This is a genomic window from Actinocatenispora sera, from assembly GCF_018324685.1.
Lineage (GTDB): Bacteria > Actinomycetota > Actinomycetes > Mycobacteriales > Micromonosporaceae > Actinocatenispora > Actinocatenispora sera.
In genome coordinates, this window is record NZ_AP023354.1 from 7,024,463 (window position 1) to 7,044,238 (window position 19,776).

The window sequence follows — 19,776 nt, forward strand, 5'->3', positions numbered from 1 at the left end:
GCGGGCCGAAGTTGGGGATTGCGCGGCCGATGTGGTATTCACCTGCCGTGACGATCGGAACGGTGGGACCTGCTCGCAACGAACCCGACCGCCTCCGGTCGCTACAGGACGAAGCCGAGCAGCTACTCAAGGAGCATCGCGCCGACGAGGCGTCGGTGCCGCTGCGCGAGCTCGCGCGCCGGCAACCCGACCACGCCCGTACCTGGCTGCGGCTGGCCGCGGCACTGCTCGCCGGCAACGGCGGTACCGCGGCCGACACCGAGGCGCGCGACGCCGCCGAACGGGCCGTCGCGCTCGACCCGGCCAGCGCGATCGGGTACCGGATGCTCTCCGAGGCGGCGCTGCGGCTCGGCGACCGGGACGCGGCACTGAACACCATGCGGGCGGCGGTGTCGGCCGCGCCGGACAGCTGGGTCACCCATCTCGACCTGGCCGCCGCGCTGGTCGAACGGCCCGGCGGCGGGGTGGAGGCCTGGCAGCTGGCCAAGCGCGCCGCGTCGATCGCGCCGCAGCGTGCCGAGCCGCACGTCCTGCTGGGCGACCTCGCGCTGCGGGCCGGCGACATGGACAAGGCGGCCGCCGGGTACGCCGACGCGCTGGACCGGGCGCCCGGCGACGTGATGGTCACCCGCAAGCTGGCCGAGCTGCACCACCGGCTGGACGGCGGCCCGGCCGCGGGGCTGCGCGCCGCCGGCCCCGAGGCCGACCCGGCGATGGCACCGAGCGACCCGTGGGCGGGCGAACCGGACACCTTCCGCGCCTACGCCCCGGACACCGGCCGGCACGACGCGACCGCCTCGGGCCGGCCGCCGGCGCCGGACCCGCAGCCGGCCGACCCGAACGGGGCCGAACCGGCCCTCGGTGCCCACCGGCCGGCCCGCGTGCTCGGCAACTGCCTGTCCGTCCTGGGCATCCTCGCCGCGGCGGTGGCCGGCATGCTGCTCGTGTTGCGGCCGTCCGGCGCGACCGGGTGGTACCAGGCGGTCACCGGGATCGCCGCGGTCGGCCTGGTGGTGGTCACGGTGCTGCTGCTGGCGGGCAGTGCGGCCGGCTGGCGCCAGCTGACCGGCGGGCGCGGCGGGCTCGTGGCCAGCCTGATCTTCGGCGTCCTCGCGGTACTCGCCGGCCCGATCGGCGCCATCGCCGGCTCGGTACCGGTCTTGCTGGTCGCCGTCGCGCTCGGCGTGCTGGGCTGCCTGTGCGGTCACCTCGTCGCCCGCGGCGCGGTCCGCCGGGACCGGGCCGGCACGCCGGCCCGCCGGACCACCGGCCGCCACGGCCGCTGACCCGCGCGGCACGCTCCTTCCGCGGCGTTGATCGTGGATGGCGTCGACCGGCAACCGCTCTCCGCACGGATCGCACGGATCGCACGGATCGCACGGATCGCACGGTGATCAACTCGCGCTGCACCATGATCGACACGTGCCCGGGCGGGTGCGGCATGGTAGGTAGTACGGCATGACGTCGGATGTGATCGTGGTCGGTGCCGGCCACAACGGGCTGGTCGCGGCAACCCTGCTGGCGCGTGCCGGCCTGACCGTGCAGGTACTGGAGCGCGCCGAGGTCGTCGGTGGCGCCTGCCGCACCGAGGCACCGTTCGGCAAGACTCCCGGGGTCCGGGTGTCGTCCGGGGCGTACCTGCTGGGGCTGATGCCGCCGGAGCTGATCGCGACGCTCGACATCGACCTGCCGCTGGTCCGGCGCGACCCGCACTACTTCCTGCCCGCGCGCGACGGGCGGTACCTGCTGCTCGGCGGCGACCGGGCGGCTGCCCGCCGGCAGTTCGCGGAGTTCTTCACCGAGGCCGACGACCGCGCCGACGAGGCGCTGCGGGCCGAACTGTCCGCACTGGCGAACGACCTCGCCCCGGCCTGGCTGGCCGAGCCGCTGCCGGTGGAGCAGACCGCCGAGCGGTACATCCGGCCGCAGCTGCGGGACACGTTCGTCGACCTGGTGCGCGGCTCGGCGATCGACTACCTGTCCCGGTTCGGGTTCGCCTCCGAGCAGGTGATCGCGATGTACGCGGTCACCGACGGGATGCCGGGACTGACCGGCTCGCCCTGGACGCCCGGCAGCGGCCACAACATGCTGGTGCACAACATGTGCCGGCTGCCCGGCGCGGACGGCACCTGGATGGTGGTCCGCGGCGGCATGGGCACCGTCACCCGGACGCTGGCCGCGGCCGCCACCGCCGCCGGCGCCACCATCCGTACCGGCGTGACCGTCGACGAGATCACCACCGCCGGTGGCGCCGTCACCGGGGTGCGCGCCCGCAGCACCGGCGGCCCGGACACCGACGCGGCCGAGTACGGCGCGAGCGCGGTGCTGGTGGCGACCGACCCGTACCGGCTGCCGGCGCTGCTCGGCGCGACCTGCCCGCCGGAGCTGGCCGACCGGATCGACGGGTACGCCCGGCGCTCCGGCGGCCAGACGATGAAGGTCAACCTGGCGCTGTCCGACCTGCCGCGGTTCGCCGCGCTGCCGCAGCCGCGCGGCCAGCACGGCACCACCGTGCACCTGCTGCCCGAGCCGGCCGCGGACGGCTCGGTGCTCACCGCGGTACGGCAGGGGTTCGACGCGGCCGCCGCCGGCCGGCTCGATCCGCTGCCGCCGGTCGAGTGGTACCTGCACTCCACCCTCGACCCGTCGCTCGGCGACGACGCGGGCCGGCACTCCTCGGCGCTGTTCGTGCAGGGCGTGCCGCACACCCCGGCCGGCTCCGACTGGGCCACCGAGAAGGACGGGTACGTGCGGCGGCTGCTGGAGTTCGTCGACGGCTACGCGCCGGGCGTCGGTGACCTGGTCGACGACGTGTACGCGCTGGCGCCGCCGGACATCGAGGCACACTTCGGCATCACCGGCGGCAACATCTTCCACGTCGACAACGCGATCAGCTTCACCGACCGGATGCCGTACCGCACCGGCGTGGCCGGCGTCTACGCGGGCGCCGCCGGCTGCTTCCCGGCCGGCTCGGTGATCGGCTGCGCCGGCCACAACGCCGCCCACGCCCTCCTCGCCGACCTGCACTGACATGGACAAACTTTAGCCCGAGCTATAGTCTAGCGATGTCCACCAACGGGGAAAGATGGACCATCCGGGTCACTAGCGAGGTTCGCGCGTGGCTTCGTGAACTCAATACAGCCCAGCCCAGCACCTACCGAGACGTCAACGCAGCCATCGACCTGCTTGCGGAAATCGGTCCGGCACTGGGCCGGCCACTGGTCGACACGCTGCATGGATCCGACGTACACAACCTGAAAGAACTGCGCCCCCGATCGGGCAGGGAGATGGCACTGCGAATTCTGTTCGCGTTCGACCCTTGGTCGCAGGCGATTCTGCTGACCGCCGGCAACAAGGCGGGTAACTGGTCAGCCTGGTACACCGAGGCGATCCCGGTCGCCGAGAAGGCATATGCGGCTTGGCTGATCGCGGAAGCTCAGCGCCGGAAGGAGACGGATCGATGACCGAGTTCTACGACTGGGACGACGTTCGGGCCGAGTTGCACGACGGCGATGACGAGGCGCTGGCGCAGGCGCGGGCGCGCACCGAGGCGTGGATCAGCGCGTATCACCTCGCGGAGGAGCGGAAGCGACTCGGGTTGACGCAGCGGGATGTTGCCGAGGCCATGGGCGTCACACCAGGGCGAGTCAGTCAGATCGAGAACGGCGACCTCGACGTCAACGAGGTAGCCACGCTCGGTCGCTATGCACAGGCGCTGGGCGCGAAACTGCGGATCATCTTCGACTACGGGACGGACATGCGGCAGATCGCCTGAGTCGACGCGAGCCTCGCGCCGACACGGCGGCGGTGACGGGATATTCGATAAGGCGCCGGTTGCAGGGGCGGTAGGGTGCCGGGCATGGGAGCCATGAACATCCGGCTGCGCCAGCACTGAGCGCGGCCTGATCAGCGGCCCGGACGCCCGCTCGCGGCGCCTGGCCGGCAAGGCGTTTCGCCGCGCTCGACAGCGGTTGTCGATCGACACCGTCCCGTGCGCGGCCGTCCGTTGCTTCCCTTCCTTCGCATCGCTGGCTGGCTGCCGCCGTGGCTCGCGCCCGGGACCCTGATCCCGGGAGTACCTGCCATGCGTGCACCTGCAAGCAACCCGTCCGGCGTGCACTTCCTGCGCGACCGCACCGTCATCGCCGGCCTGCTGCGGTCGGCCCGGCCGCGCGGCGGTGACCTCGTCCTCGAACTCGGCGCCGGCCCCGGCGTGCTGACCGCGGCGCTGGCCGGTACCGGCGCCCGGATCGTCGCGGTGGAGCGGGACGCGGCGTTCGCGGCCCGGCTGCGGCGCCGGTTCGCGCAGCGGCCGGTCACCGTGGTCGAGGACGACCTTCGCCGGGTGCGGCTGCCGCGCCGGCTGTTCGCGGTGGTGGCGAACCTGCCGTTCGCCACCGGTACCGCCGTGCTGCGCCGGCTGCTGGGCGGCCGGGACGTGCCGCTGCGCGGCGCCGATCTGCTGGTCGAGTGGGGGTTCGCGCGCCGCCTGACCCGGCCGGTACCGCGGGACGCCGAGACCGCGTGGTGGGCGGCGCGGTACGAGCTGCGGATCGCCCGGCGGGTGCCCGCCACCGCCTTCGCCCCGGCGCCGCGGGTGGCCGCCGCGCACCTGGTGGTACGGCCGCGCCAGCTGGACCGGCGGGCGCTGCCGGTGCTGCGCGCGCTGCTGACCGACGCGTACCGCCGGCCCGCCGCGCCGCTGACCGCGGTACTGGCCGCGCACGTGCCCGCGGCCAGGGCGCACCGGTTGGCGCGCAGCACCGGAATCGCACCGCCGGCGATCGCCGGTGCCGTACCGCCGTCGGTGTGGGCCGCGCTGGCCGCCGCGGCGGTTGTCGCCGAACCCGCCGCGCGCGCCCGGTCCATCTCCTAGTGTCGCTTCCAGGAGCCTTGCTTTCGTCCGGGAACCCTGCTGCGGGTGGTTCCGGCGAAGCGTCGATCGAGCGGGCCGGAGGTCGCGGTGACAGCGGTGCAGACCCGGAGCGGACCACTGGACGAGGCGGAGCTCGCCGGCCTGGACGCCTACTGGCGGGCGTCGAACTACCTCGCCGTCGGGCAGATCTACCTGATGACGAACCCGCTGCTGCGGGAGCCGCTGGCGGCCGAGCAGGTCAAGCCGCGGCTGCTCGGGCACTGGGGTACCACGCCGGGGCTGAACTTCTGCTACACCCACCTGAACCGGATCATCCGGCAGCGCGAACAGAAGATGATCTTCCTGTGCGGCCCGGGCCACGGCGGTCCGGCCGTGGTCGCCCAGTCGTACCTGGAGGGCACCTACTCGGAGCTGATGCCGCACATCGGCCGGGACGAGGCGGGCCTGGCGGCGCTGTTCCGCCAGTTCTCGTTCCCGGGCGGGATCCCCAGCCACGCGGCCCCGGAGGTACCGGGGTCGATCCACGAGGGCGGCGAGCTCGGCTACGTGCTGTCGCACGCGCACGGCGCCGCGTTCGACAACCCCGACCTGGTGGTGGCCGCGGTGGTCGGCGACGGCGAGGCGGAGACCGGCCCGCTCGCCACCGGCTGGCACGGCAACAAGTTCCTCAACCCGGCCACCGACGGCGTGGTGCTGCCGATCCTGCACCTCAACGGGTACAAGATCGACAACCCGGCGATCCTGGCCCGGATCCCGGACCACGAGCTCGTCGCGCTGCTCAACGGGTACGGCTGGCACGCGCACCTGGTGGCCGGGGACGATCCGGCCACCATGCACCAGCTGATGGCCGCGACGCTGGACGCGGTGTTCGACGAGATCGCCACCATCCGGCACGACGCCCGCAACGGTGCCGGGATCGAGCGGCCGGCCTGGCCGATGATCGTGCTGCGCACGCCGAAGGGGTGGACCGGCCCGGTCGAGGTGGACGGCAAGCAGGTGGAGGGGTCGTACCGGGCGCACCAGGTGCCGATCCCGAACGCGCGCACCGACGAGAAGCATCGGCAGCAGCTGGAAGAGTGGCTGCTGTCGTACCGGCCGGAGGAGCTGTTCGACGGCGAGGGCCGGCTGCGTCGCGCGATCGCCGAGCTGGCGCCGCGCGGCCAGATCCGGATGAGCGCCAGCCCGCACGCCAACGGCGGGCTGCTGCTGCGCGAGCTGCGGCTGCCGGACTTCCGCGACCATGCGCTACCGGTACCGTCGCCGGCCACCACGACGGCCGAGTCGACCCGGGTGCTCGGCGGCTGGCTGCGCGACGTGATCGCGGCGAACCCGGACAACTTCCGGCTGTTCGGACCGGACGAGACCGCGTCCAACCGGCTGTCGGCGGTGTACGAGACGACCGACAAGGACTGGCAGGCCGCGCTGTACCCGTCCGACGACCGGCTCGGCCCCAACGGCCGGGTGGTCGAGGTGCTCAGCGAGCACCAGTGCCAGGGCTTCCTGGAGGGCTACCTGCTGACCGGCCGGCACGGGCTGTTCGACTGCTACGAGGCGTTCATCCACATCGTCGACTCGATGTTCAACCAGCACGCCAAGTGGCTCAAGACCACCCTGTCGATCCCGTGGCGGCAGCCGGTGTCGTCGCTGAACTACCTGCTGTCCAGTCACGTCTGGCGGCAGGACCACAACGGCTTCTCGCACCAGGACCCGGGCTTCATCGACCACGTGATGAACAAGAAGGCCGAGGTGACCCGGGTCTACCTGCCACCGGACGCGAACACCCTGCTGTCCACGATGGACCACTGCCTGCGCTCCCGGCACTACGTCAACGTGGTGGTGGCCGGCAAGCAGCCGCAGCTGCAGTACCTGACGATGGAGCAGGCGATCGCGCACTGCACCCGCGGCGTCGGCATCTGGGACTGGGCGTCCAACGACGACGGCGACCCCGACGTGGTACTCGCCTGTGCCGGCGACGTGCCGACCCTGGAGACGCTCGCCGCCGCCGCGCTGCTGCGCGAGCACCTGCCGCGGCTCGCGGTACGGGTGATCAACGTGGTCGACCTGATGCGGCTGCAGGACGAGCGCGAGCACCCGCACGGGATGTCCGAGACCGAGTTCGACGCGCTGTTCACGCCGGACAAACCGATCATCTTCGCCTACCACGGCTACCCGACGCTGATCCACCGGCTGACCTACCGGCGCAGCAACCACGCCAACCTGCACGTCCGCGGGTACAAGGAGAACGGCACCACGACCACCCCGTTCGACATGGTGATGCTCAACGACCTGGACCGGTACCACCTGGTGATCGACGTGATCGACCGGGTGCCGTCGCTGCGCAGCCGGTGTGCCGGGCTGCGGCAGCGGATGGCCGACGCCCGGCTCGCGGCCCGCGCGTACACCCGGGAGCACGGCCTGGACGACCCGGCGATCAGCGAGTGGACCTGGCCGTACGGCGAGACCCGCTGACATGCGGGTGCTGGTGGTCAACGCCGGCTCGTCGAGCGTGAAGGTACGACTGCTCGACGGTGACACGGTCACGGGCGGCGCCGATCTGCCGGCGGCCGCCGACGAGTTCGCGGTCGCGGGGTTGCGGCAGGCGCTGGCGCGGCTGGATGCCCCGGACGCGGTCGGGCACCGGATCGTGCACGGCGGCCGCGAGTTCCGCGGTCCGGTCCGGATCGACGACAAGGTCCGGGCCGACATCGCCGGGCTGCGCGACCTGGCGCCGCTGCACCAGGACGCCGGCCTGGCCGGCATCCGCGCGGTCACCGAACTGCTGCCCGGCATCCCGGCGGTGGCCTGCTTCGACACCGCGTTCCACGCCGACCTGCCGGCCGCCGCGGCGACCTACCCGGTACCGGCGGAGTGGCGGGAACGGTACGCGGTGCGCCGGTACGGCTTCCACGGCCTGTCGCACCGCTACGCCGCGCGCCGCGCCGCCGAGCTGGCCGACCGCGACCCGGCCACCGCCCGGGTGGTCAGCTGCCACCTCGGGTCCGGCGCCTCGCTGTGCGCGGTGGCCGGCGGCCGCTCGGTCGACACCACGATGGGCTTCACCCCGCTGGAGGGCATCGTGATGAGCACCCGGTCCGGCACCGTCGATCCCGGCCTGGTCACCTGGCTCGCCGCGAACACCGGGCTGGCCGTCGACGAGATCGGCCGCGATCTGGAGCAGCGGTCCGGGCTGCTGGCCCTGGCCGGTACCGCCGACATGCGCGAGGTGCTCGCCGCCCGCGAGGCCGGCAGCCGGTCCGCCCGCCGCGCCCTCGACGTGTACCAGCACCGGCTGCGAGCCGGGATCGCGGCCATGGCCGCGGCGCTCGGCGGCCTCGACGTCCTCGCGTTCACCGGCGGCATCGGGGAACACGCCCCGGCGGTACGGGCCGATGCGGCCGCCGGGCTCGCCTTCCTCGGCGTCGAGATCGACCCGGTACGCAACGACGCCGCGGACGGTGACGCCGACGTGTCCGCCGCCGGCTCCGCGGTACGCACCGCGGTGGTCACCGCCCGCGAGGACGCCGAGATCGCCGCCCAGGTGCGTACCGTCCTGACCGGCTGACGGCGGCCCGCGGTCGGGGCCCGGGCCCGGGGACGTCGGCGAGGGCGTGCCGGGCGGCGCGGCTGGCCGGTACATGTAACACTCGGTGGTCCTTACCGCCCTGCGCCGCCGCGGCGCAGCCACGCCTGCTGGGGAGGCTCGCGTTTTCATGGCTGACGGCCAGATCGTCGTCTCCGGCCTGACGAAACAGTTCCGTCGGGTCAGAGCCGTCGACAATCTCTCGTTCACGGTGGAACCCGGCCGGGTGACCGGGTTCCTCGGCCCCAACGGGGCCGGCAAGACCACCACGCTGCGGATGCTGCTCGGCCTGGTGGCGCCGACCGCCGGCCACGCCACCATCGGCGGGCGGCACTACGCCGACCTGCCCGATCCGCTGCGCGTCGTCGGCGCCGGTCTGGAGGCGGCGAGCTTTCACAAGGGCCGCACCGGACGCGACCACCTGCGGGTGCTCTGCGCCGCGGGCGGCCTGTCGTACCAGCGGGCCGACGAGACGTTGGAGATGGTCGGGCTGACCCCGGCCGCCAAGCGCAAGGTCAAGGGCTACTCGCTCGGGATGAAGCAGCGGCTCGGCATCGCCGCCGGCATGCTGGGCGACCCGTCCGTGCTGATCTTCGACGAGCCGGCCAACGGGCTGGACCCGGAAGGCATCCGGTGGATGCGTGACCTGCTGTCCGGCTTCGCCAAGCAGGGTCGCACCGTGCTGGTCTCCAGCCACCTGCTGTCCGAGGTGCAGCTGTTCGCCGACGACGTGGTGATCATCGCGGCCGGAAAGCTGATCCGGCAGGGCCCGGTCTCCGAGCTGACCGACGCCGACGGCATGCAGCGGGTCCGGGTGCGTACCCCCGAACCGCAGAAGCTGCTCGCCGAGCTGAAGGCACCCGGCACCGCGGTGCAGACCGAGGACGACGGGGCACTGCTGGTCACCGGCGTCCCGGCCGCCGCGGTCGGGCGCGCCGCGCTCGTCGCCGGCGTCGAGCTGCACGAGCTGTCCCCGCAGCGCGCCGACCTGGAGCGCATCTTCCTGGAACTGACCAGCGGGAAGGCGGGCATCCGATGAACCGGATCATTCGCAGCGAGTGGCTCAAGGTGCGCAGCACCAACCTGTGGTGGCTGATGCTGATCGGCGTCCTCGCGTTCACCGCGATCGCCATCGCGTTCAACATGCTCACCGGCTACGTGGAGCTGAACCCCGGCGCCAACCAGGGGGTTCCGGACGTCAGCCCGGAGTCGATCGCCACCAACCTCTACACCTCGGGCCAGTACTTCGGCACGCTGCTGGCGATGGTGTTCGGGATCCTGATCTTCACCAACGAGTTCTTCCACCAGACCGCGACGGCGACGTTCCTCGCCACCCCGAAGCGCACCCGGGTGATCGGCGGCAAGCTGATCGTGGCAATCGTCGTCGGCGTGATCATCGCGCTGATCACGACCGTCCTGGCGGTGCCGTCCGGGCTGGGCTTTCTGGCCAGCCAGCACGTCGATACGTTCCTCGGCAACGGCGACGTGCTGAAGTCGATCGGGCTCAACTGGCTCGCCTTCGCGATCTGGGCGGTGTTCGGTCTCGGCCTCGGCGCGCTGCTGCGCAGCCAGATCCTCGCCGTGATCATCGGCCTGGTGGCGATGCTGATCGGCCAGACCGTGATCCAGATCGGCCTGGGTCTGATGGCGCACTACTTCCACGCGGACTGGCTGAACAAGGTGCCGGACTGGCTGCCCAGCGGTGCGTCGACGATCATGACCTCACCCGGTGGCGCCGACGGCATCGCGTGGTGGGCCGGCGCGCTGGCGCTGCTCGGTTACGGCGTCGTCGCCGCGGTGATCGGCACCCTGATCACCCGCCGCCGCGACATCAGCTGACCCCGGCACGGCCCGGACCCGGCGCGGTCGGCGTGGACCTCTGTCCCGCCGGCCGCGCCTCGTTCGTCCCGGGCGACGCGATGCAAGTCACGAGACGTAACTTGCACGTGACGGCGATCGTTTTCCAATCTGTGAAACACGCCACCTCGGTGGACAAAGCGCCTGCGTGGTCGGTCCCATCACACCAACCCGTTGGTACGGGCGCGTAGCCTGGAATGCCGGGCGTTCAGCGTGGCGGCCGCGCGATTCGCGGCCGAGAAGAAATCACGTCGGAAGAGGCGATAACGGCCGTGTCGAGCCAGAGCAACGGACAATCAACCCCCACCGCGTCCGGCGAGTCGGAGACCAGTCTGCTCGCGGGATTCGGACCTAACGAGTGGATCGTCGAGGACATGTACCAGCGGTACCTGTCCGATCCCTCCAGCGTCGACCCCGCGTGGCACGACTTCTTCGCCGACTACAAGCCGGCCGCCGACACCGGCAGCACCGCCAGCAGCTCCGCCTCCGGCAGCGAGGCCAGCACCACCGCCCCCGCCGGCAGCAACGGCACGGCCGCCGGCAGCGCTACCGCGAGCGCGCCGACGAGCCTCGCTCCGGCCGACGCGAAGCCGGCGACGAGCGCCCCAGCCGCACCCGTGAAGCCGGCGACGAGCGCCCCGGCCGCCCCCGCCGCACCGAAGCCGGCCGCCGCGAAGCCGGCGCCGGCCGCGCCGAAGCCGGCCGACGGTGCCACCAGCAAGACGATCCGCGGCGTCGCTGCCAAGATCGTCAGCAACATGGACGCGTCGCTGACCATCCCGACCGCGACCAGCGTGCGGGCGGTGCCGGCCAAGCTGATGGCCGACAACCGCATCGTGATCAACAACCACCTGGCCCGCTCCCGTGGCGGCAAGGTCAGCTTCACCCACCTGATCGGCTTCGCGGTGGTCCGGGCACTCGCCGACTACCCGGAGATGAACAACTCCTACGCGGTCGTCGACGGCAAGCCGACCCTGGTCAGCCCCGAGCACGTCAACCTCGGCCTGGCGATCGACCTGGCCAAGCCGGACGGTTCGCGCACCCTGATCGTGCCGAGCATCAAGCACACCGAAACGATGGACTTCCGGCAGTTCTGGGTGGCCTACGAGGACCTCGTCCGCCGGGCCCGCAAGAACGAGCTGACCATGGACGACCACGCCGGCGCGACGATCTCGCTGACCAACCCCGGCGGCATCGGCACGGTGCACTCGGTGCCGCGGCTGACCGGCGGCCAGGGCACCATCATCGGCGTCGGCGCGATGGAGTACCCGGCCGAGTACGCCGGGATGTCCGACGAGGAGCTGGCCAAGCTCGCCATCAGCAAGATCATCACCCTGACCTCGACGTACGACCACCGGATCATCCAGGGCGCGGTGTCCGGCGAGTTCCTGAAGCGGGTGCACCAGCTGCTGCTCGGCGGCGACGGCTTCTACGACGAGGTGTTCACCGCGCTGCGGGTGCCGACCGAGCCGGTCCGCTGGGTGCGCGACACCGCGCGCAGCGCCGACGGCCAGATCGAGAAGAACGCGCGGGTCATCGAGCTGATCGAGGCGTACCGGGTGCACGGGCACCTGATGGCCGACACCGACCCGCTCGAGTACCACATCCGGAAGAACCCGAACCTGGACATCCTGCAGCACGGGCTGACCCTCTGGGACCTCGACCGCACGTTCCCGGTCGGCGGGTTCGCCGGCAAGCAGAAGATGAAGCTGCGCGACATCCTCGGCGTGCTGCGCGACTCGTACTGCCGCCGGGTCGGCGTGGAGTACATGCACATCCAGGACCCGGAGGAGCGGCGCTGGCTGCAGGACCGGGTCGAGGTCAAGCAGCCCGCCCCGTCGACCGACGAGCAGAAGCACATCCTCGGCCGGCTCAACGTCGCCGAGGCGTTCGAGACGTTCCTGGCCACCAAGTACGTGGGGCAGAAGCGGTTCAGCCTGGAGGGCGGCGAGACGCTGATCCCGCTGCTGGACGGGATCCTGCGCGACTCGGCGACCGAGGGCATGGACGAGGTCGTCATCGGCATGGCGCACCGCGGCCGGCTCAACGTGCTCGCCAACATCGTGGGCAAGCCGTACGAGAAGATCTTCAGCGAGTTCGAGGGCAACATCGACCCGAAGTCGGTGCAGGGCTCCGGTGACGTCAAGTACCACCTCGGCATGGTCGGCAAGTTCACCACGCCGGACGGGCAGTACTCGACCACCGTGTCGGTGGCGGCGAACCCGAGTCACCTGGAGACGGTCGACCCGGTGCTGGAGGGCATCGTCCGGGCCAAGCAGGACCGCATCGACCTCAAGCTCGAGGGGTACACGGTGCTCCCGGTCGCCGTGCACGGCGACGCGGCGTTCGCCGGCCAGGGCGTGGTCGCCGAGACGCTGAACCTGTCCCAGCTGCGCGGCTACCGCACCGGCGGCACCGTGCACGTGGTGGTCAACAACCAGGTCGGCTTCACCACCTCCCCGGAGTACTCCCGCTCCTCGCTCTACTCGACCGACGTGGCGCGGATGATCCAGGCGCCGATCTTCCACGTCAACGGGGACGACCCGGAGGCGTGCGTGCGGGTGGCGCGGCTGGCCTTCGAGTACCGCCAGACGTTCAACAAGGACGTCGTGATCGACATGGTCTGCTACCGCCGTCGCGGCCACAACGAGGGCGACGACCCGGCCATGACGCAGCCGCTGATGTACAAGATCATCGACAACAAGCGCTCGGTCCGCAAGCTGTACACCGAGGAGCTGATCGGCCGCGGCGACCTGACCCTGGCCGAGGCCGAGGAGGCCCTGAAGGACTTCCACGACCAGCTCGACACGGTGTTCAAGGCGACCAAGGAGGCCGCCAAGACCACCAAGCAGCTGCCCCGCAAGCGCGAGCCGGAGCCGGAGCCGGTGGTCGACACCGCGACCGACGCGGCGACCATCGAGCGGATCGGCCGGATCCACGAGGAGCTGCCCGAGGGGTTCGTGCCGAACCCGCGGGTGGCGAAGATCCTCAAGCGCCGGGTGCAGATGGCCACCGAGGGCCCGATCGACTGGGCGATGGGTGAGCTGATCGCGTTCGGTTCGCTGCTCACCCAGGGCATCGGGGTGCGGCTGTCCGGGCAGGACTCGCGCCGCGGCACGTTCGTGCAGCGGCACTCGGTGGTGGTGGACGCCAACACCGGCACCGAGTTCACCCCGCTGACCAACGTCGGTACCGACCAGGCCCGGTTCTTCGCGCAGGACTCGCTGCTCAGCGAGTACGCCGCGATGGGTTTCGAGTACGGCTACTCGGTCGAGACGCCGGACGCGCTGGTGGCGTGGGAGGCGCAGTACGGCGACTTCGCCAACGGTGCCCAGTCGATCATCGACGAGTTCATCACCTCCGGCGAGGCCAAGTGGGGCCAGCAGACGTCGGTGACGCTGCTGCTGCCGCACGGTCTGGAGGGCCAGGGCCCGGACCACTCGTCCGGCCGCATCGAGCGGTACCTGCAGATGTGCGCCGACGACAACATGCGGGTGGCGATCCCCACCACCCCGGCGAGCTACTTCCACCTGCTCCGCCGGCAGGGGCTGACCACGAAGCGCAAGCCGCTGATCGTGTTCACCCCGAAGGTGCTGCTGCGGCACAAGCTCGCGGTGTCGTCGATCGCCGACTTCACCAGCGGTACGTTCCAGCCGGTCCTGGCCGACCCGGGCATCAAGGGTCAGCCGCTGGATGCGAACGGCGTGAAGCGGGTGCTGCTCTGCTCCGGCAAGGTGTTCTACGACCTGCTGGAGGCGCGCGAGCAGCGCGGTCTGACCGACGTGGCGATCCTGCGCGTCGAGCAGCTGTACCCGCTGCCGATCGAGGAGACCCGGGCCGCACTGGCCGGGTACCCGAACGCCGAGGACTTCGTCTGGGTGCAGGACGAGCCGGCGAACCAGGGCGCCTGGTCGCACATCGCGCTCAACCTGCTCGAGCACCTCGACGGGGTGCGGCTGCGCCGCATCTCCCGTCCGGCCGCCGCGGCCCCGGCCGCCGGTTCGAACAAGGTGCACGGCTGGGAGCAGCAGGCGCTCATCGAGGCCGCGCTGCCCACCCCGCAGTAACCGTGGCCGTCGGCTCCCGCCATTCGCTCGGATGGCGGGAGCCTTCGCGTAGAGGGAACGACAGCATGTACTTCACGGATCGCGGCATCGAGGAACTGTCCGATCGGCGCGGCGAGGAGTCGGTGTCGCTGGAGTGGGTGGCCGACCGGCTGCGCGACTTCGTCGACATCAACCCCGAGTTCGAGGTACCGATCGAGCGGCTGGCCACCTGGCTCGCCCGCCTCGACGACCCGGACGACGACTGATCACTCGCGGAGTCAGGAAGCCGCCCCCGAGCGATCCGGGACGAGCAGAAGCTTACCGATGGTAGCCCGGTCGGCAAGGTGGCGGTGCGCCCGAGCGGCTTCGGCCAGCGGATAGCGGGAGTGCAGCCGCAGGCGGAGCCGACCGGCGGCGACCCAGGCGAGAAGGTCGCTGAACCGGGCCTCCAGCTCGGCCCGGTCGGCGACGAAGTCCGCGAGCGTGGGGCGGGTCAGCAGCACCGACCCGGCCCGGGCCAACCGCTGCGGGTCCAGCGGTGGCACCTGACCGCTGGACCCGCCGAACAGCACCAGCGTGCCGCGCCGCCGCAGCGCCGCCAGCGAACCGTCGATCGTGCTCGCGCCCACCCCGTCGTACACCGCGTGGGCTCCGGCTCCGTCGGTCAGACGCCGCACGTCCGCGGCGAAGTCCTGGTAGCCGAGCACGTGGTCCGCCCCCGCGTCCCGGGAGGCCTCGGCTTTGGCGGCGGAGGACACGGTGGTCAGAACCCGCGCACCGCGCATCCTGGCAAGCTGGGTGAGCACCAGGCCCACCCCGCCGGCACCGGCGTGGATCAGCACCGTGTCGCCGGGAGCGATGCGGTACGAGGCGGTCGCGAGGTAGTGCGCGGTCAGCCCCTGCACGGGGAGCGCGGCGGCCAGCTCGTCGTCGACGCCGTCCGGGACGGGCAACGCCTTCGCGGCGGGCACGGCAACGTACTCGGCATACGAGCCGGACACGCCCTCCCAGGCCACCCGGTCGCCGGGCCGGAACCCGGTCGCGTCCGAGCCGGTGGCCACCACGCGGCCGGCACCCTCGCCGCCCGGCACGAACGGCATCGAGCACGGGTACACGCCCGAACGCTCGTAGACGTCCACGTAGTTGACTCCGGCGCGGGACACCTGGACCAGCACCTGGTCCCGGGCCGGTCGAGGGGTCTCCACCTCGCGGTACTGCAGGACCGCCGGGCCCCCCGGTGACGAGACCACGATCGCCTTCACCGGTGGAAGCCTTCGATGACGCGCTGGACCCGCAGACCGGCGGCGAAGTCGGCCAGCGTGCTCGGCCGACCGCGGACCGCCCGGGCGAACTCGGTCAGCCGGGTTCGCTCATCGCCCCGCGGACCGTTCAGCGAGACCTCCACCCAGCCGGACCCGTCGCCTTTCCACAGCCGCCCCCATTCGGTGATCCGGTAGGAGGTGCGAGACCCGTACAGCGTCCACCCGTAGCTTTCCGGCCCGGCCGCCACCTGCCCGGAGACCCGCACCGGCACCCCACCGGCCGTGGCCAGCAGCCCGCTGGCGGCGACCTCCGCGCCGGAACCGTAGGTGGTCCGGGTGTGCAACGGGGTCAACGGACCGAGCAGGCGGTCGGTCAGGAACAGGTAGTGCGAGGCAACCTCGCGCAGGAAACCGCCCTGCTCCCGCCCCGCCACCCAGCCGGCCTCGCGTTGGATGGCGCGGGGCCACTCCGGGAACAGGAACCGGACGTCGACGCCGAGTACCGTCCCGACCTCCCCGGTTCGCAGTGCCCGGCCGACCTCGACCGCGGCGGCCCGGTCGGACAGCACGAAGTTCAGCGCGTTGACGGCTCCCAGATCGGCGGCGACCGCGACCATCTCGGCGCCCTGGTCCGGATCGACGGAGAGCGGCTTCTCACAGAAGACGGCCTTGCCCGCCCGCATGGCCGCGACGGCGTAGCCGGCATGGGTCGAGGGCGGCGAGGCGATGTACACCGCGTCGATGTCCGGGTGGTCGACGATCTGGCGGGCGTCCGGCGTGTCCGCGATCCCCGCGGGGCCGGGGCGGGCCGGGTCGGCGACCAGTGTCACCTCGAAGTCGGGGTGGTCGACCGCGATGCCGAGCATCTCGGAGCCGATGATGCCCAGGCCGATGATGCCGAGGCGAACAACCTGCGTAGTCATGCGAACCAGGCTGCCGGCCGAGCTCACATCAGCACAAGCGACGATTTCTTACCGGCGATGAAGTGTCACTGTAGTATCGACCGGTGCTCGACGTTCACCGGCTCATCGTGCTCCGCTCGGTGGTGGAGACCGGCTCGATCCAGGCCGCCGCCGCGCACCTCGGCTACACGCCCTCGGCGATCAGCCAGCACGTGGCCGCGCTCCAGCGCGAAACGGGCACCGTGCTGATGGAGCGGGTCGGTCGGGGCATCCGGCCGACCGAGGCGGGGCGGCTGCTCGCCAGCCACGCCCGGCGGATCCAGGGCCAGATCTCGGCCGCCGAGACCGCCCTCGCCGACCTGCGCACGGGCCGCACCCAGCACCTGGTCGTCCGCTACTTCGCCACGGCGGGCGCGGTGCTCATCCCGCCGATCATGGCGGAGTTCGGCCGTCGCTTCCCCGGCGTACGGGTCGATCTGCGGCTCGGCAAGGGCCTCGGCAACGAGGGCGCCGACGCCGAGATCCTGGTGCTCCCCGGCACCGCCGGGGTACCGGCCGGGTTCCGCGGCATCCACCTGCTCGACGACCCGTACGTCGTGGTGCTGCCGCCGAACCATCCGCTCACCGGCGAGGACGAGGTCGAGCTGGCCCGACTGGAGCGTGAGCCCTGGATCGACAACGAGTCGCCCAGCACGCTGTGCCGGGAGATCGTCCTCGACGCGTGCGGGGCCGTCGGGTTCACCCCGCACTTCGCCGTGGAAGCCCACGACTACTCCTCCGCCGTGGCCTTCGCAGCCGCCGGGCTGGGCGTGACCGTCGTCCCCCGGCTCGCCCTGAGCGCCATCTCCGCCGGCGACCTCGCCTGTCGTCCGGTCATCCGCCCGGCGCTGCACCGCGAGATCTACGTCGTGGTCAAGGAACACGCCATGGACCAGCCGACGCTCGCCGCGTTCGTCGCGATGCTCCGCACCGCCGCCAGCGACAGAGGCGCCGCTGGCGGCCGATGAGGCGTGCGCCCACCGTGCGTGCTGCCGGGCTCAGAACATGGCGTAGTTGGACCAGCCGGTGGCGATCTGGGTCTTGACCGACCAGGTGGCGTGGCCCGACCCGTCGTAACGCCAGATCGTGCCGGCCGAGTCCCGGGCGATCAAGTCCGGGACCGCATCACCCGTGATGTCACCAACACCGATGATCGAGTTGTACTTCGCCCACCCCGACTCGACCCGCACCTTCGTGGCGAACCTGCCGTCCTTGGTGCCGCGGTAGAACCACATCACCCCGTCACCATCCACCGCCATCAGATCCCCGCAGCCGTCGCCGTCCACATCACCGACGCCGATCAACTTCACGTACTTGTTCCAACCCGAGGTGAACCGCACCCCGGCCACAAACTGCGAGTTTCCGGTACCGGCCTTGAAGTACAGCACCCCCGCGCTGTTGCGCACCACCAGGTCGTCGATACCGTCGTCGTTCAGATCCCCCACCGACACGATCGCCGTGAACCCCCCGTACCCCGACCCGATCGTCACGTGCCCGGCGGTGGTCCGGTTGAAGACCGCCTCGCCGCCGCCGAGGTAGCCGCCCACGTCACCGGTACCGTTGCGTACCAACAGGTCGTTGTAGCCGTCGCCGTTGAGGTCACCGAACGGGATCAGCATCGTGTACGTGCGGCTGGTGGTGCCGAGCGGCCACGTCTCGGTGTAGCCGCCCTCGTTGTGCAGCATGCCGTCGCTGTTGCCCACCCACCACGAGGCATGGTCGTCCTCGGAGGTGTTCACCGCCAGGACGGCGCCCGAACCGAGGCAGGAGTAGTCGCGGTACAGGCTGGTGCCGCACACCATCGTCACCACACCGGAACCACCGGGCACGGGCGTCGCGGTGCCGTCGACCACGGCATCGAACTGCCACCGGTACTGCCCGTTCGGCGCCCAGGAGCCGTCGGCGAGATGCCCGTCCCAGTTCTGGTACGCGCCGGACCGCGCCGGGCCGCCGGTCACCGAGCGCACGACCTGGCCCGTCGCCACCCGGGTGATCGTGAAGCGCCACCCGGTGATCGGATGGTTCACCGAGAACGACGCGTTCCAGTCGCTCGCGCCGCCCTGATGCGGGGAGATGCTCGAACCGCTGGCGACGCTCGTCGCCACCAGCGGGGACGCCGGGACGCCGGACGCCAGCACGTGCACCGAATCGTCGGCCGCCACGTACGCGATGTCGCCGCTGTAGCGGTCCACCGTCCAGTCGATCCCGCGATCGTCGGTGAGCGTCGTCGAGGGAAGCGCGGCGACCTGCTCCGGCGCGGCCGCGGCATCGGTGTGCACATCCACCAACTGCAGCGCGTCCGCGGTCCGCAGCACCAGGTAGCCGTCACCGAGCAGGGCCGAGCCGCCCGGTACGGCGAACGAGGCACCCGTCGTCAGGTCGTACACGCCGGCGGTGGTGCCGCCGCACGACCAGTAGAGCCAGTGCTGCGCCGCCTGCACCTCGTCCGGCTGGCAGGCGCTCCCGGTCTGGATCGCGCCGAGCGTCGTGACACCGGTCGATGCCAGCCGGTACTGCGTGATCGTGCCCGCGCAGGTGGACCGCCACAGGCTCGTGCCCCACAACGCCGCACCGGTGACCGGGCCGACCGTCAACGGATCGGCGTACCCGGGCCGCACCGCGTACTGCTCGCCGGTCGCGGTGCTGTCGACGAGCACCCAGCCGCCCGAGACGTCGACCAGGCTGACCCCGGTCGCGGCCAGGTCCACGCGCGAAACCCCGTGGACCGTATCGACGTCCTCCCGGATCGTCGTGTGCCCGGCGGTGTCGGCGGACAGGTAGGTCAACCCGTCCGCGTTGCCGTCCAGGGCACGCACGCACTGGCTGCCCGGGGCGCACCGCACCGCGGTGGATGCCAACGTCCCGCCGTCGACCTGGCCGTACGGGGCCGCCGTCGGGTCGGCGTCCGGGGCGATGCCGTGGTTGTACAGGTGCAGATCGGTGCCACCGGACATGGTCGGGTTGCTCTCGATGTGCCGCAGGTTGCCATGCGCCATCGCCAGCCCGGCGTTGGCCTGCGGCACCGGCGGCAGGGCCAGCACGGTCGCGTCCGCGAGCCCGCCGTCCGCCCCCGGCGTGAACCGGTGAACGGCGGCGTGGGCGTCGTCCGTCCCACCGGTGACCAGCACGCTGCCGTCGGCCGCCTGCACCGGGGTGGACGCGTAGCTGGCCAGCAGCGAGGTGGGGCCGCTCCCGTCGAAGGGGATGTCGACGA

The 19,776-nt window shown here is 71.8% G+C and carries 15 protein-coding genes; 12 read left to right on the forward strand and 3 right to left on the reverse strand.

Annotated elements, in window-relative coordinates:
- The first annotated feature begins 62 nt into the window (after window positions 1-62).
- From Asera_RS32780 to Asera_RS32830, 11 genes are all read left to right on the forward strand, one after another.
- Window positions 63-1,286 carry a tetratricopeptide repeat protein gene (locus tag Asera_RS32780; protein ID WP_157034670.1) on the forward strand — a complete coding sequence of 408 codons (1,224 nt, stop codon included), beginning with the start codon at window positions 63-65 and terminating at the stop codon, window positions 1,284-1,286.
- A 172-nt stretch (window positions 1,287-1,458) separates the two neighbouring features.
- Window positions 1,459-3,030, forward strand: a complete 1,572-nt coding sequence (locus Asera_RS32785; protein ID WP_030445058.1) for a phytoene desaturase family protein — start codon at window positions 1,459-1,461, stop codon at window positions 3,028-3,030.
- 35 nt (window positions 3,031-3,065) lie between these two features.
- Window positions 3,066-3,464 (forward strand): type II toxin-antitoxin system RelE/ParE family toxin, encoded by a 399-nt coding sequence (locus Asera_RS32790; protein ID WP_030445057.1) that lies wholly within the window; start codon window positions 3,066-3,068, stop codon window positions 3,462-3,464.
- Complete coding sequence (locus Asera_RS32795) at window positions 3,461-3,775, forward strand: transcriptional regulator (protein WP_030445056.1); 315 nt, start codon at window positions 3,461-3,463, stop codon at window positions 3,773-3,775. Before Asera_RS32790 ends, Asera_RS32795 begins: the two co-directional genes overlap by 4 nt.
- A gap of 309 nt (window positions 3,776-4,084) precedes the next feature.
- Window positions 4,085-4,876, forward strand: a complete 792-nt coding sequence (locus tag Asera_RS32800) for an rRNA adenine N-6-methyltransferase family protein (protein WP_030445055.1) — start codon at window positions 4,085-4,087, stop codon at window positions 4,874-4,876.
- Between the two features lie 87 nt (window positions 4,877-4,963).
- A complete protein-coding gene (locus tag Asera_RS32805) occupies window positions 4,964-7,345 on the forward strand; it encodes a phosphoketolase family protein (RefSeq protein WP_030445054.1) in 2,382 nt (793 codons plus the stop codon).
- A 1-nt stretch (window position 7,346) separates the two neighbouring features.
- Complete coding sequence (locus tag Asera_RS32810) at window positions 7,347-8,438, forward strand: acetate/propionate family kinase (protein WP_030445053.1); 1,092 nt, start codon at window positions 7,347-7,349, stop codon at window positions 8,436-8,438.
- Between the two features lie 148 nt (window positions 8,439-8,586).
- On the forward strand, window positions 8,587-9,495 hold the full coding sequence (locus Asera_RS32815; RefSeq protein ID WP_030445052.1) for an ABC transporter ATP-binding protein: 909 nt from the start codon (window positions 8,587-8,589) through the stop codon (window positions 9,493-9,495).
- Window positions 9,492-10,295, forward strand: a complete 804-nt coding sequence (locus tag Asera_RS32820; protein WP_030445051.1) for an ABC transporter permease — start codon at window positions 9,492-9,494, stop codon at window positions 10,293-10,295. Before Asera_RS32815 ends, Asera_RS32820 begins: the two co-directional genes overlap by 4 nt.
- A 290-nt stretch (window positions 10,296-10,585) precedes the next feature.
- On the forward strand, window positions 10,586-14,380 hold the full coding sequence (locus Asera_RS32825) for a multifunctional oxoglutarate decarboxylase/oxoglutarate dehydrogenase thiamine pyrophosphate-binding subunit/dihydrolipoyllysine-residue succinyltransferase subunit (RefSeq protein WP_425305965.1): 3,795 nt from the start codon (window positions 10,586-10,588) through the stop codon (window positions 14,378-14,380).
- A 65-nt stretch (window positions 14,381-14,445) separates the two neighbouring features.
- Window positions 14,446-14,625, forward strand: coding sequence for a DUF6104 family protein (locus Asera_RS32830; protein WP_030445049.1), 180 nt, complete (start codon window positions 14,446-14,448; stop codon window positions 14,623-14,625).
- 12 nt (window positions 14,626-14,637) lie between these two features.
- Here Asera_RS32830 and Asera_RS32835 read toward each other — a convergent pair whose 3' ends face one another.
- Both Asera_RS32835 and Asera_RS32840 read right to left on the reverse strand, forming a co-directional pair.
- Window positions 14,638-15,621, reverse strand: a complete 984-nt coding sequence (locus tag Asera_RS32835; RefSeq protein WP_030445048.1) for a quinone oxidoreductase family protein — start codon at window positions 15,619-15,621, stop codon at window positions 14,638-14,640.
- A complete protein-coding gene (locus tag Asera_RS32840) occupies window positions 15,618-16,544 on the reverse strand; it encodes a Gfo/Idh/MocA family protein (RefSeq protein WP_030445047.1) in 927 nt (308 codons plus the stop codon). The genes Asera_RS32835 and Asera_RS32840 overlap by 4 nt, the downstream gene beginning before the upstream one ends.
- Before the next feature lie 83 nt (window positions 16,545-16,627).
- Here Asera_RS32840 and Asera_RS32845 point away from each other — a divergent pair, with 83 nt between their 5' ends.
- Complete coding sequence (locus Asera_RS32845; protein ID WP_030445046.1) at window positions 16,628-17,530, forward strand: LysR family transcriptional regulator; 903 nt, start codon at window positions 16,628-16,630, stop codon at window positions 17,528-17,530.
- 30 nt (window positions 17,531-17,560) lie between these two features.
- Here the strand turns inward: Asera_RS32845 and Asera_RS32850 are convergent.
- The coding region (locus tag Asera_RS32850) for an FG-GAP-like repeat-containing protein (protein ID WP_212804789.1) at window positions 17,561-19,776 on the reverse strand (2,216 nt) is incomplete at its 5' end.

Bases quoted from the DNA above. Each gene is read 5' to 3' on its own strand.
- Asera_RS32785 (WP_030445058.1), top strand. From the start codon at position 1,459: ATGACGTCGGATGTGATCGTGGTCGGTGCCGGCCACAACGGGCTGGTC.
- Asera_RS32790 (WP_030445057.1), top strand. From the start codon at position 3,066: ATGTCCACCAACGGGGAAAGATGGACCATCCGGGTCACTAGCGAGGTT.
- Asera_RS32795 (WP_030445056.1), top strand. From the start codon at position 3,461: ATGACCGAGTTCTACGACTGGGACGACGTTCGGGCCGAGTTGCACGAC.
- Asera_RS32800 (WP_030445055.1), top strand. From the start codon at position 4,085: ATGCGTGCACCTGCAAGCAACCCGTCCGGCGTGCACTTCCTGCGCGAC.
- Asera_RS32810 (WP_030445053.1), top strand. From the start codon at position 7,347: ATGCGGGTGCTGGTGGTCAACGCCGGCTCGTCGAGCGTGAAGGTACGA.
- Asera_RS32815 (WP_030445052.1), top strand. From the start codon at position 8,587: ATGGCTGACGGCCAGATCGTCGTCTCCGGCCTGACGAAACAGTTCCGT.
- Asera_RS32820 (WP_030445051.1), top strand. From the start codon at position 9,492: ATGAACCGGATCATTCGCAGCGAGTGGCTCAAGGTGCGCAGCACCAAC.
- Asera_RS32830 (WP_030445049.1), top strand. From the start codon at position 14,446: ATGTACTTCACGGATCGCGGCATCGAGGAACTGTCCGATCGGCGCGGC.
- Asera_RS32840 (WP_030445047.1), bottom strand. From the start codon at position 16,544: ATGACTACGCAGGTTGTTCGCCTCGGCATCATCGGCCTGGGCATCATC.